This is a genomic window from Anaerobutyricum hallii (assembly GCF_900209925.1).
Classification (GTDB): Bacteria; Bacillota; Clostridia; order Lachnospirales; family Lachnospiraceae; genus Anaerobutyricum; species Anaerobutyricum soehngenii.
The window spans coordinates 3,032,704-3,045,857 of sequence record NZ_LT907978.1 but is presented as its reverse complement, the minus strand read 5'-3'; the positions used below and the strand labels follow the sequence as shown (position 1 = coordinate 3,045,857).

Sequence of the window (13,154 nt, the reverse complement as noted above, 5' to 3'; positions counted from 1 at the left end):
ATATGGTATTATTTCTTTTTTCTGTGTTTTGGCTTCGGAAGGAATGAAAGCAATAGTCTTTGGGAGGGAGATGAGGGAGAAATCAGAAGACTACTGCTTGCTCGGAAGATGTATCGTCAGAAGATTATTTTCTCGCTCTTAACGAGCAGTAAAGAGAAAGGACATTGTCATTTTCCAAAAAATTGGAGGAGTCCCCTTTAGATTCATTGTATACTCTAATTCAAGAATACCTCGGTATTCTTGCTACGAGATGTGCATCATGTACGCACGACATACGTTGAGACAAACGATATATCGCGACAATATAATGATAAATTTATCATGTATAGTGATAGAGCTTGCGGTATTATTTTATCATCATTGACAGCATCGCGGAGACAATATCAGAATAAGCCACGACCTTCTGACCTCTCCCCCTTAATCCCTCCCAAAAACTATTGAATTCATTCACGTGGAGCCAAAATACAGAAAATAAAAAGAATAGACCATAGTAAATGTAATGTGAGAGCAAGTAAAAATGCCGAACAGGCATTTTCTACGCAGTGATATCTTTACATTTACTATGGTCTATTCTTTTTATTTTCGTCTGTTCCCTAATGAATTAAATAGTAATAGCAGCAATCGCTGCACCAATTGCTCCGGCATAGCGTCCGTCAGTATCGGTTAATACATCTGTTTTTAAAGATTCTCCGAGCGATTTTTTAAGATAAGAGTAATCGCATAATCCACCGGTAAGACAAATGCATTCTTCCTGTCCGTTTGTAAGTCTTGTTGCCTGTGATACAACTTTTTGTACGATAGAGTCGATAACGGCAAAGGCAATGTTTTCTCTTGATTCTCCACGTCCGATCAAACTGATTACCTCAGATTCAGCGAACACAGTACACATGGAGCTGATAGAAGTTCCGTTGCCTTTTGCAGCAAGCTCACACAGATCTTGTGGGGTTAGAGATAATGTATTTGCCATGACTTCAAGGAATCGGCCTGTTCCGGCGGAACATTTATCGTTCATGAGGAAGTCGGTGACCATACCGTTTTCAATGCGAATAATTTTCGTATCCTGTCCCCCGATGTCAATGAGGAGCATATTTTCATTTTTATGAATATAGCAGGCTCCTTTTGCATGGCAGGTAATTTCTGTGACGCATTTTGCAGCATAAGGGACGGATACACGTCCATATCCGGTTGCGACAACAACGGATTTTTCTGGAAGAATTCCCTTTTCCATGAGCGTTTCCTGTATTTGCTTTGCAGTATCTACACTACTCCAGCCAGTTGGCTGTAAAAAACGGTGGAGAATTTCTTTTTCATGATTCATGACAACTGTTTTCGCACAGGTGGAGCCGATATCAATTCCAATAAAATATTTGTTCATAATAAGTATCCTGAATATTTTTTCTTTTAAATGCTAATAAATTAAATTTCTAAAATATGTGTAGAAGCCCACTCGATTCCTTCTTTTGTGAGTGCCTCTATTAAAATAGTTTCATCTTCTGGAGCGGCTTTCCAGGCAAAGCCACAGCCGGCGGTAATTTCGCGTGGAACAGGAATTAATCGTCCGGGAAGACCATTTTTTGCACAGAGTTTATCGGTTGCCATTGCCTGTGTAGTTGCGTCAAATGCGATGATGAATGCAGGCTTTTTCTTTCTAAGCATAGGTAAAACTCCTTTATTTAAGGCTGCACGATTAAGTCGGCTTGTGTCATTTTTTCAGCGATCACATACATGTTTGTTATCTCACCGACCTGAAGCTTATCAGTAAGTCCATAGAAGTTTAAACAGGTTCCGCAGGTGAGGATTTCAACACCCTGGGCTTCTAAAGATTTTAAATCTTCAATAGAGGCAGATTCTTCGCAAGTGATATATGCACCGCTATTATAGAAAAGGATAGTAGAAGGAAGAGTATCTTGCTGGCTTAAGGCATAGATAAATCCCTTTAATAAAGCTTTTCCAAGTTCCTCTTCGCCGTTTCCCATCTGATTTGAGCGGATAACTACGACCGTATTTTTTTTATTTAACGGAGTAATCGGACAGTTCTCTTCTTCTATTGTTGCCACAGCACTATTCGCGGCAATTTGTGCAGCTTCTGCATTTATAGTCATTGTAACTTTAAATTCATTATCAGCAACTTTTTCAGAATGTACATCGTATCCTTTCTGGTTTGCCATCTTTGTAAGATTCTGTACGGCAATTTCATTATCAACAAGTGTCTCCACTGTCCCTCCACCCTGTAATTCGCGGATGGCATTCTTAGTTTTTACTACTGGGATTGGGCAGGCATCGCCCATTGCATTTACTTTAATCATGATTGTTCCTCCATTTTGTATATCAGATGTAAGATGACTCCCACCTTTGTAGGTGGCGAGCAATAAATCAGTATCAGTGGGGGAGTCAATCCCCCCATCTGATATAGCCTCCGGCAGGATTGCAGAGATGCGCAGAAGAAGTATGTCATGCATTGCATGACGCGCATCTCGCAGCAAGAATGCCGGGGCATTCTTGAATTAATTTGTGACTAAAATTTCTGGTTCTGTTTTTTCCAAAACTTCTCCAACAATTTCTGCTGGTAATCCGGCATCTTTTAACTTGTCAAGAAGAGCAGGCGCGTCTTCTTTTGCAAGAGAAATGAGCAGACCACCGGATGTCTGTGGGTCAAAAAGAATTTCTTCCATTGCAAATGAAACATCTTCAAACTGGACAAATGGCCCAGTAAAGTTACGGTTTCTTTGTCCGGCGGCGGTTAAAAGAAATTCATCAGCGTGCCGTAAGGCCTCTTCAAAAACAGGAACCTGTCCGGCATAAATGTGGCAGGAAAGCTGTCCATCCATCATTTCATGAAGGTGACCTAGAAAACTAAAACCAGTAACATCTGTGCAGGCATGGATTTCGAAATTCCTGCAACACTCTGCGGCGTACTTGTTCAAGGTTGTCATGGAGTCTGTTACGGCTTCCATTGCCTCAGAAGAGGCCTCGCCAACTCGGTTAGCTGTACAGATGATGCCGACACCAAGACGCTTCGTAAGAATCAGTGCATCGCCCGGTTTCACCCCGTTATTCGTATAGATTTTATTTGGATTCACAAGACCAGTAACCGATAAGCCGTATTTTACATCGGAATCAGCGATAGAATGGCCACCTGCCAGTGTTCCCCCTGCTTCAATAACCTTTTCAGCACCACCACGCATAATTTCACCTAAAATGTTCAAATCCATTTTTTCAGGAAAACAGACAATATTTAAGGCGGTCTTTACTTCACCGCCCATTGCGTAAATATCACTTAATGCATTCGTAGCAGCAATTTTCCCAAAAGTGTAAGGGTCATCGACCATCGGTGGAAAGAAATCAAGAGTTTGTACAAAAGCAATATCATCGGAAACTTTATACACAGCGGCATCATCTTTGCTGTCATAACCGACAAGAAGATTCTCATCTTCCGGTCCCTGCGGCAGCTTCGATAATATACGACTTAAAATACCGGCACCAAGTTTAGCGGTACATCCTCCTCCCTTGCAAAATAGTTTTTCTTTTTCCATAATAGGCAACCTCCTTTTATGTGGGATGTACTCTCAGTGCTTTTTATGTATGTGCTTGTTACCACTGAAAAATACTTTTATGGTTCCTCTTCAATGTAATTTCAGAACTTTTCATATATTTCCTTTTGTAACCGATTTTGCGAGTACATTTTGGGTAAAATTTCCCAACATAATGTAATTTATTCTAAAATTAGTTTAATAGATATTGTACAGAAAGTAAAGTTCATTATTTCGATAATATAGATATGATTATTGATAAAAACGATAGATATGGTAAAATGTATTTATCTCAGTCGAGAAGACTCCCACCTCTTTCAGGTGGTGAGTGACAGCAAATTTGTCTCAGTGGGAGTCCAATTTCTGACTGAGATAAACGCTCCGCGAGGATGCGCAGTGATTCTGTAAAGAATATGTCAGCTTACGCTGACCAGAATCACGCGCCAAGTCTCGCGGCTGCTCGACTTGAATCTGGAGTGTTTTCGACCAGAGTATTTTAAACTTACCGGAAAGGAAAGTGAGAAAATGGATATACATCAATTGCAGATTTTTGCAAATGTTGCAGAATGTAAAGGTTTTTTGGCAGCATCGAAGAAAATGCATCTATCGCAATCTACAGTTAGTACACATGTGTCAGCCTTAGAGCATGAGCTTGGGAAAAAGCTGATTCGACGTACAGCAAGAAATTTTGAATTGACAGAAGATGGGGTAAAACTTTATAAGTATGCAGTAGACATTTTACTTTTACATCGGAAAGCAATAATGGAAGTTGGGGGGAATGGAAGTGAGTTTCTTCGGATTGGTACATCTTCTGTTCCGGCACAGTGGTTTGTTCCTACAATATTGAGTGGATTTTTAAAGAAAAATGTAAATACGCAGGTGGAGATGACGAGTGCGGATAGTTTAGATATTATTCATCGGGTAAAAGAGGGAAGTCTCGATATTGGATTTGTTGGGACAAAGGTAGAAAAGCAGTGCAAGTACATTCCACTGATAAAAGACCATTTGGTTTTGGCAGCACCAAATACAAAGGAGTATCAGAAGATTTTTGCCGGAGAAAGTGATTCTGGGGAGAGCGATTTAAGACAGATTTTAGAAGCACCATTTTTAGCAAGAAGACAGTACTCTGGAACGATGAAAGAGGCACTCGGCAGCTTGAAATATTTTGGAATAGAAGAAGAAGACTTAAATATTATTGCAACCTTTGATAGTGCAGAGATGCTAAGAGATTGTGTGGAAGCTGGAATGGGAATTTCGATTTTGTCATATCAAATGATAAGAGAATTACATGAGTCTGGAAAGATATTGATTTATAGATTGCCGGAAAAGGAATTTTGCAGGGAATTATATCTTATCTATAAAAATGAATCTTTTCTTCCAGAAATAGTGAAAAAGTTTATTCATTATACAGAGAAGTGTTTTAGAGAAGAGTTTTAAGGAGAAAAAATGTACCGAATTTTAATTGTCGAAGATGATTCTACGATTGCTTCGAATGTGGCAGCACATCTGGAGCGGTGGGATTATGAGACTAAACAGATAGAAGATTTTAAATGCGTGATGGAAGCATTTCAGCAGTTTGATCCGCAGCTTGTTATTTTAGATATTGGTTTGCCGTTCTATAACGGATTTTACTGGTGCCAGGAAATCCGGAAAATATCGAGTGTTCCAATTCTGTTTTTATCCTCTATGAATGATAATATGAACATAGTGATGGCAATGAATATGGGCGGCGATGAATTTATCGAGAAGCCATTTGATCTAAATGTACTAACAGCCAAGGTACAGGCATTACTACGCCGGGCCTACTCCTTTCAAGGAAATGTCAATGTGTTAGAGCATGAAGGTATGCTCCTTAATTTAAATGACGCTTCTCTTTCTTATAAGGGGGAGAAAATATCTCTTACAAAAAATGAATTTCGTATTTTGCAGATGCTTATGGAAAATTCAGGAAAGATTATAGCACGAGATGATATTATTGCAAGACTTTGGGAAAGTGATGCCTTTATTGATGATAATACTCTGACAGTTAATGTAGCAAGGCTCCGTAAAAAGTTAGAAAATGTAGGTATGGAAAGACGAATTAAGACGAAAAAAGGAATTGGGTATTATTTGGATAAATAGAGGAAAGAAAGAGAAATGATCAAAGAAAGTATTTTTTCATTTTTGAAAATCCGCAAAGTGCTAATTATTATATTTACAGGAATCGTTGTGATATTTGGAATACTATTTTATTTATATGATATTCCTTTTGATGCGATTATCTATGGATGCGAATTGTCTTTTGTGTGGTGTGCAGTATGTCTGTTTATTGATTTTTACAAATATTATAAACGGCATAAGTTATTACATATCAACAGGGAGCAGTTTTTTGACGATGCAGAACAACTCCCAGAGCATATGGATATTATTGAATATGATTATCAGGAACTTGCAAAGGAATTATATCAGGCAAAGCAGGAGCTTATTTCTAAGAATCGAATTGCAAAAAAAGAGCTGCTTGATTATTATGGCATGTGGGTTCATCAGATCAAAACACCGATTGCTGCATTGGATATTTTATTACAGAATACCGAACGGATGTTATATCAGATCGATGAGAAAGAGATGATGCAGAAGGCAATATCTGTTTCTGATATGAAGATGGAACTTTTCAAGATTGAACAATATGTAGAGATGGCATTAAATTATCTTCGGGTAGAAGATATATCTTCTGATTTAGTGTTTAAAAAGCATGAACTAGATGATATGGTGCGTCAGGTTATCCGAAAATACGCAAAGATTTTCATATCTAAAAAGATAAAAATAGATTTTAAACCGACAAAAGCTTGTATAGTAACAGATGAAAAATGGTTTATTTTTGTACTCGAGCAAATCATATCGAATGCCTTGAAATATATAAAGAAGGGACAGATTTTTATTTATATGAAAGAAAAATCTCTTGTAATCAAAGATACAGGAATCGGAATTCCGGCAGAAGATCTGCCTCGAATTTTTGAAAAAGGCTTTACCGGATATAATGGCAGAGAGAACAAGAAGTCTACCGGAATCGGTCTGTATTTATGTAAAAATATTATGGATAAATTGCAGTGGAATATTACAGTAGATTCAGAGGTGGGAAGCGGAACAAAGATATATCTTACAAAAATGTAAGGTAAGAACAGAAAGTGTTAGGTACTTCGATGGAAGCAGCGGCACTTTCTTTTTATAATAAACCTGTAAGCTTAGAGCATTTTTCAAACACGCTCTGGAGAAGAAGAAAGGCAGGGAATTATAATGGTATTATTAGATGTAAAAAATGTTCGTAAAGTATATACAACACGTTTTGGCGGAAATCAGGTGGAAGCATTAAAAGATGTAAACTTTTCTGTGGAGCAGGGCGAATATGTAGCAATTATGGGGGAATCTGGTTCAGGAAAAAGTACACTTCTTAATATTTTAGCGGCACTCGATAGGCCGACGGAAGGAAAGGTATTTTTAAAAGAAAAAGATTTAAGTAAAGTAAAAGAAAAAGAGATGGCGGCATTCCGCAGGAATAATCTGGGATTTGTATTTCAGGACTTTAATCTTTTAGATACTTTTTCTTTAAAGGATAATATTTTTCTTCCTCTTGTACTTTCCGGAACATCTCATAAAGAAATGGAAAGAAGACTTCTTCCACTTGCAGATAAACTTGGTATCAAAAACTTGCTGGAGAAGTATCCCTATGAAGTTTCGGGAGGACAAAAGCAAAGAGCTGCCGTTGCAAGAGCAGTTATCACACAGCCACAGCTTCTGCTGGCGGACGAGCCGACTGGAGCCCTGGATTCTAAGGCAGCAAAAGAACTGTTGCGTTTATTTACCCATTTAAATCAGGATGGACAGACCATCCTTATGGTAACACATAGTGTAAAAGCGGCAAGCACAGCAGGGCGGGTTTTATTTATTAAAGACGGCAAAGTATTTCATCAGATTTACAAAGGAAACCTCAGCGAGACACAGATGTATCAGAAGATTTCTGATACAATGACTGCAATTACAGCGGGAGGTGAGGATGATGAATAGTAAAATTTATGGAAAGCTTGCAGTAACGAATTTAAAAAATAATAGGAAAAGTTATATTCCATATATTTTAGCATCTGCATTTTCTGTGATGATGTATTTTACTATGGATAATCTGTACCGAAATCGTTCTCTAGTAGAAAAAGGTAGTCCGCTTGCGATTATGTTGTCTTATGCAGCAGCGGTAATTCTTATTTTTTCGATTATCTTTTTGTTTTATATCAATAGTTTTTTAATTAAACGCCGGAAAAAGGAATTGGGAATATATAATATTCTGGGAATGGGAAAAGGACATCTTGGCAAAATGCTTTTTCTTGAATCTGTAATAACAACGGTGGCAAGTATCATTGGTGGTATTTTAGCAGGCATTCTTTTGGGCAAACTCGTGTATCTTATATTATTGAAAATACTGCATATGGGTGGAAAGATAGAGTATAGAATCTCACTGGCATCTATTGGAATGACAACGATTTTTTTTGGCGCAATTTTTATTTTGATCTTTCTGTATAACCTTTTACAGATGAAGCTTTCAAATCCAATCGAACTGCTGCGTGGAGGAAATACGGGAGAACGAGAGCCAAAGACAAAATGGATTATGACGATAATCGGAATCCTCTGTTTAGCAGGAGGTTATTCTATCGCACTTATAACAAAAGAACCGATGGCGGCATTAGGAAAGTTCTTCATTGCAGTTATACTTGTTATTATAGGGACGTATGCCCTGTTTATGGCAGGAAGTATTGCATTTTTAAAAATGCTCCGAAACAAAAAAAGCTATTATTATAAGACGAGACATTTTACAGCCGTATCAGGCATGATCTACCGAATGAAACAGAATGCGGTAGGTCTTGCAAACATCTGCATATTAAGCACAATGGTTCTTGTGATGGTTTCTATGACAGTATCCTTATATGGGGGATTGAATGATGTGATTGTGACCCGTTTTCCATATGAGGCACAAATCACAAGTTCAGGAATCAATCAAAAAGAAGAAGGACAGATAGAAGAAATTATAAAGAATATGACAAAGAAAAATCACACAGTGCCAACTTCACAGATACGTTTTCATGTAGGGCGATTTACAACAGTATATAATAACAAAACGAAGAAGCTTGATATGATGGCAGCGGGGGATTATAGCAATTCAAATGCTGTAGATTTAGTCATGATTCCACTTTCTGATTACAATCAAACAGAAGGGAAGAATGTAAAACTGAAAGAAAATGAAGTTCTTCTTTATCATAGAAATCATAAAAGAACTCATAAAAAAAGTGATACAGAAGCCCTAAAAAATAAGAAAGTCATTCAGTTAAATAGCATCTCATATAAAGTAGTCGATGAATTAGACAGACTAGCAATAGCAAAAGCTGATACAACTAGTTTCATAGATGGATGGTATGTAGTAGTCAAAGACAGCAGTATCATCACATCCTATTTAAAAGATATTTACGAGAATAGTAATATATATGATGGACTGAAAGAATATTATGGGAAAATACAGTACAGTTACAGTTTTAATTTAAACGGAAGCAGAGCAAATCGTGCAAAAACAGAAAAAAGTATTCAGAAACAGCTTCAGAAAAAATTTGCGAATTGTTCCATTGAAAGTAGAGAATTAAGCAGAGAAAGTTTTTATGAACTTTACGGTGGGTTTCTCTTCATCGGTATCTTCCTCGGAATCATATTCCTGATGGCAACGACACTCATCATCTACTACAAACAGATATCTGAAGGGTATGATGACAGAGAACGCTACCAGATCATGCAGAAAGTCGGAATGAGCAAAAAAGAAGTCAGACAGTCCATAAGAAGCCAGGTGCTACTCGTCTTCTTCCTGCCACTGATTATGGCGGTCATTCATCTGGCATTTGCTTTTAAAATTATCACAAAGCTACTCAGTGTGTTAAACCTTACGAATATATCATTATTTTTCATGTATACAGTAGGAACAGTAGCGGTATTTGCAGTAATCTATGCGATAATTTATAGCATAACAGCAAGAGAATATTACAAAATACTAATTTGATGGGGACCCAGACGCCGCTTTAATAGAAGATATTGAGCTGAATTGTATGGAGTCTTCTAAAGAAAAAAGAATGGTTATAAGTTAGATTTTGTTCCGTTGCGCTAGGCATTCCATTCTGCCCAGAAAAACAGGAACTTGGGAAAAACGAGTCCCAAGTTCCTATGGTCAGAATTCCATAGCGCAAAGTCACAAAATGCAATACTTATAACCATTCTTTTTTCTTTACCATAGTTTCCTTACAATTCAGCATAAAATTTTGTTTTAGCGGCTGTCTGTTTTTGGAAGTAAATAGCAAATTGGTGATTTGTGTTGGAAAGAGAAGGGGATTATCCAGAAGATTATGAGAGTTAACCAGAGAAAAATTCGCCAGAAGAGAAATTTCTTCTTACAGAATTGTAAGGATATTATAGTGAAAGAAAACGAATTAAGTAGAAGGCGTGGATTTCACTGTTATTTTCTTATGGATAAATAGTTCTTACGGTTTTGCTGAAAAAAGTAGTGGATGTAGTAAAGTAATGCTATACTATAAATAGTTATGAAGAATAAAAAGGAAGGTGCGGGGATATGAACACACATTCATCGGGGTATTACAGTATTGACGAAGAGTATACGATTATTGGTTTTAATGATACAGCAAAGGAGATTTATCCAAATCTTCAGAAAGGGATAAAGTGCTATAAGGCATTGATGGGACTGGACTCGCCCTGTCCACCCTGTCCGGTAATGAATAAGATTTACGGACCGAGAACATATCTTGATCCTATTCGAAAGATTTATGAAACTGTTGATGCTGTAGAGCTGAAGCTTTCAGATGAAAAAGTAGGACATGCAATGGTATTTAGTACGGTTGCGGAAGGAGAACGTCTGGCAAGCGCTATTCCTACAGGGGAGAAGGCTCTTAGGTTAGTGGGAGCGATTAATCTTCTGGCATCAGACTATATAGCTGTTTATGGAGTGAGCAGGCAGACAGGAGCCGTTTCTGTGTACCGTTCTCAGTATCAGTTAGAATGGGATGAAAAAAGTATAGATTATAGAGATACAGATGACAGGATGCAATATGATATCTTACGGGAAGCTTTTATAAAAAAATATGTACACCCGGATGAACAGGCATATATGTTTGAGCAGACAGAACTTTCGGTGGTGCAGAAACGACTTTCTCAGACATCTGGTTTTAAATTACATTGCAGAATAAAAACAACCCAGACACACTATTATTATTTAATGATAGCCAGAGATGGGGAAGTAGAGAGTTATGAAGATTTTGTCATTGCACTGGTATGTGAAGATGATGATGTAAGTGCTCGAAAGATTTATGAGAAGCAGTTAAATTTGCTCATTGCATCTATTACAGATGCAGCAGGATATTTTCATATGGATGTGACTGCAGATAAAATATTAAATGTTGGAGGAACTTCTCAGATTGCTTATATGATCGATCAACAATTGTCAATTGATGAGTTTATTGCAGGTACAGCAAAATATATTCCTTCGTTAAAAGACCGTCAGGATTTTATTGCAGCTTATTGCCGGGAATCAATGCTTCGCAGTTATCAGTCCGGTCAAGTAGAGATTGTCCGGGTATCACGTTGTTACTATGATGATGATGTAGCAAGAATTTCCCGATATGCAGCGCATCTTTTTGTAAATCCTGCTAATGATCATCTAGAAGCTGTATTATATGGAAAAGATGTTACAGCAGTCCAGGAAGCCTATGAGACCCAGGTCAGCATTGTTAAGACATTAAGTAGTAATTACCTGAATGTTTATTTAATCCACTCGCGGGAAAAAACACTGTCCATTATTAAGCAGGAAGATTATACAGTATCCGAATCTGATAGAAAAAATGAAAATGTATATGCCTATGAGGCATTTTTTGATAAATATATTAATGAATGTGTCTACGCAGAAGATCGTTTGATGATGCAGGAGGCACTGCAATTTGACAATGTAATGGAGACCCTTTCCGGGGAAAAAGAATATAAAGGAAATTACCGTATTGTCAAAGAAGGCAAAATACAGTATTATCAGTTCCGGTTTATCAGAGATGAAGAATCAGGGATCATCGTTCTTGGATTTTTAAATGTAGATGATGTTGTTGCAAAAGAAATTCACCAGAAGAGATTACTTCAGGAAGCTTTAAGTACAGCAAAACAGGCCAACGCAGCAAAGTCAAACTTTCTTTCACGAATGTCTCATGACATGCGCACGCCATTAAATGGTATTATCGGTCTTTTAGAAATTGATAAAAAACATGAAGAGGATATAACGTTTTTAAAGAGAAATCGCGAGAAGGCAAATATTGCTGCGAATCATCTTTTATCGTTGATTAATGATGTTCTTGATATGTCTAAAATAGAAGAAGGGGAACTGGTATTGTCCCATGAACCGTTTAATGTTATTGAACAGGGGCAAGAGATTATGACGATTATTGGTATGCAGGCACAAGAACAGGGACTTACTACAGTAATGGAGGTCGAGCCGGAAGTTTATGAGAATCCTTATATTTATGGAAGTCCATTACATTTAATCCGGGCAATGATGAATATCTACAGCAACTGTATAAAGTATAATAAAGAGAATGGAGAGATTCGAACCCATGTCAGACTTCTTCATTCAGATGAAAAAATACTTACATATCAGTGGACGATCAGCGATACAGGAATTGGTATCAGTGAAGACTATCTAAATAGGATATTTGAACCGTTTACACAGGAAGGAACAGATGCAAGAAGTGTTTATCAGGGAACCGGTCTGGGAATGAGTATTGCAAAAGCATTATTTGAACAGATGGGAGGAAGTATTGAGGTTTTCAGTAAGCTGGGAGAAGGAAGCACCTTCGTTATCACACTTCCTTTTGAACGGGCACGGGAGTTAAAGACAACGGTTATAGAAAAAACAGAAAGAGAATCTATTCAAGATATAAAAATTCTTCTTGCAGAAGATAATGAACTAAATCAGGAAGTTGCAAGAATTCTTTTAGAAGAAGAAGGAGCCAAAGTCTTTTGTGTAAATAATGGGCAAAAAGCAGTAGAAGCATTTTCTACACATCCTGCGGGCAGCTATGATCTTATCCTGATGGATATTATGATGCCGGTTATGGGAGGCTACGAAGCAACAAGGCAGATTCGCCGGCTAGACAGAACAGATGCTCAATCCATTCCCATCATAGCATTAACAGCAAATGCATTTGCAGAAGATATTCAGCATGCAATGGATGCAGGAATGAATGCCCATGCTGCTAAACCATTAAATATAAAAACAATAAAAAAAATAATTATAAACCAATTAAAATAATAAACTTCTGATTTGTAGATTTGGTGTAGACGAAAAAAGAAAAAATACCATATCCCATCTGCTCTGTAGTCGCTGTATTTAAGATGCTCGCCCGCATCTTAAATACGCTCCGAAGCCGCATCTGGGATATGGTATTTTTTCTTTTTTCTGACTACTTTAAATCCACAGTTGATGAAAATGGGGAATCAAATACTAATTTGAGGGACTAAAGAGACGAAACCTAGAAACGGTATATAGAATAAAATGTGAAGATAGTCGCGGCG

Annotated in this window: 10 protein-coding genes; 6 read left to right on the top strand and 4 right to left on the bottom strand. The window is 37.5% G+C overall.

Annotation, left to right across the window (positions count from 1 at the left end):
• Positions 1-601: 601 nt before the first annotated feature.
• The 4 genes from EHLA_RS13830 to selD all read right to left on the bottom strand — a co-directional run bounded on the left by EHLA_RS13830 (position 602) and on the right by selD (position 3,533).
• Positions 602-1,375, bottom strand: a complete 774-nt coding sequence (locus tag EHLA_RS13830; RefSeq protein ID WP_096241207.1) for an acyl-CoA dehydratase activase — start codon at positions 1,373-1,375, stop codon at positions 602-604.
• Between the two features lie 41 nt (positions 1,376-1,416).
• Complete coding sequence (locus tag EHLA_RS13825) at positions 1,417-1,656, bottom strand: DUF3343 domain-containing protein (RefSeq protein WP_022169995.1); 240 nt, start codon at positions 1,654-1,656, stop codon at positions 1,417-1,419.
• Between the two features lie 17 nt (positions 1,657-1,673).
• Positions 1,674-2,306: a sulfurtransferase-like selenium metabolism protein YedF gene (gene yedF, locus EHLA_RS13820; RefSeq protein ID WP_096241206.1), complete on the bottom strand. Its 633-nt coding sequence runs from the start codon at positions 2,304-2,306 to the stop codon at positions 1,674-1,676.
• 198 nt (positions 2,307-2,504) lie between these two features.
• Positions 2,505-3,533, bottom strand: coding sequence for a selenide, water dikinase SelD (selD, locus tag EHLA_RS13815; protein WP_096241205.1), 1,029 nt, complete (start codon positions 3,531-3,533; stop codon positions 2,505-2,507).
• Positions 3,534-4,055: 522 nt separating this feature from the next.
• Here selD and EHLA_RS13810 point away from each other — a divergent pair.
• The 6 genes from EHLA_RS13810 to EHLA_RS13785 all read left to right on the top strand — a co-directional run bounded on the left by EHLA_RS13810 (position 4,056) and on the right by EHLA_RS13785 (position 12,891).
• Positions 4,056-4,967 (top strand): selenium metabolism-associated LysR family transcriptional regulator, encoded by a 912-nt coding sequence (locus EHLA_RS13810; protein ID WP_096241204.1) that lies wholly within the window; start codon positions 4,056-4,058, stop codon positions 4,965-4,967.
• A 9-nt stretch (positions 4,968-4,976) separates the two neighbouring features.
• Complete coding sequence (locus EHLA_RS13805; RefSeq protein WP_096241203.1) at positions 4,977-5,651, top strand: response regulator transcription factor; 675 nt, start codon at positions 4,977-4,979, stop codon at positions 5,649-5,651.
• A gap of 15 nt (positions 5,652-5,666) precedes the next feature.
• Positions 5,667-6,680 carry a sensor histidine kinase gene (locus EHLA_RS13800; RefSeq protein ID WP_096241202.1) on the top strand — a complete coding sequence of 338 codons (1,014 nt, stop codon included), beginning with the start codon at positions 5,667-5,669 and terminating at the stop codon, positions 6,678-6,680.
• Positions 6,681-6,803: 123 nt separating this feature from the next.
• The gene (locus tag EHLA_RS13795) at positions 6,804-7,571 is read left to right on the top strand and encodes an ABC transporter ATP-binding protein (protein ID WP_096241201.1); all 768 of its coding nucleotides are present in this window, start codon (positions 6,804-6,806) and stop codon (positions 7,569-7,571) included.
• Complete coding sequence (locus EHLA_RS13790; RefSeq protein ID WP_096241200.1) at positions 7,564-9,594, top strand: ABC transporter permease; 2,031 nt, start codon at positions 7,564-7,566, stop codon at positions 9,592-9,594. Before EHLA_RS13795 ends, EHLA_RS13790 begins: the two co-directional genes overlap by 8 nt.
• A gap of 564 nt (positions 9,595-10,158) precedes the next feature.
• Complete coding sequence (locus tag EHLA_RS13785; RefSeq protein ID WP_096241199.1) at positions 10,159-12,891, top strand: hybrid sensor histidine kinase/response regulator; 2,733 nt, start codon at positions 10,159-10,161, stop codon at positions 12,889-12,891.
• Positions 12,892-13,154 lie beyond the last annotated feature (263 nt).

Coding starts and splice junctions, on each gene's coding strand:
- EHLA_RS13830 (WP_096241207.1), bottom strand. CDS start 1,375: ATGAACAAATATTTTATTGGAATTGATATCGGCTCCACCTGTGCGAAA.
- EHLA_RS13825 (WP_022169995.1), bottom strand. CDS start 1,656: ATGCTTAGAAAGAAAAAGCCTGCATTCATCATCGCATTTGACGCAACT.
- yedF (WP_096241206.1), bottom strand. CDS start 2,306: ATGATTAAAGTAAATGCAATGGGCGATGCCTGCCCAATCCCAGTAGTA.
- selD (WP_096241205.1), bottom strand. CDS start 3,533: ATGGAAAAAGAAAAACTATTTTGCAAGGGAGGAGGATGTACCGCTAAA.
- EHLA_RS13810 (WP_096241204.1), top strand. CDS start 4,056: ATGGATATACATCAATTGCAGATTTTTGCAAATGTTGCAGAATGTAAA.
- EHLA_RS13805 (WP_096241203.1), top strand. CDS start 4,977: ATGTACCGAATTTTAATTGTCGAAGATGATTCTACGATTGCTTCGAAT.
- EHLA_RS13800 (WP_096241202.1), top strand. CDS start 5,667: ATGATCAAAGAAAGTATTTTTTCATTTTTGAAAATCCGCAAAGTGCTA.
- EHLA_RS13795 (WP_096241201.1), top strand. CDS start 6,804: ATGGTATTATTAGATGTAAAAAATGTTCGTAAAGTATATACAACACGT.
- EHLA_RS13790 (WP_096241200.1), top strand. CDS start 7,564: ATGAATAGTAAAATTTATGGAAAGCTTGCAGTAACGAATTTAAAAAAT.
- EHLA_RS13785 (WP_096241199.1), top strand. CDS start 10,159: ATGAACACACATTCATCGGGGTATTACAGTATTGACGAAGAGTATACG.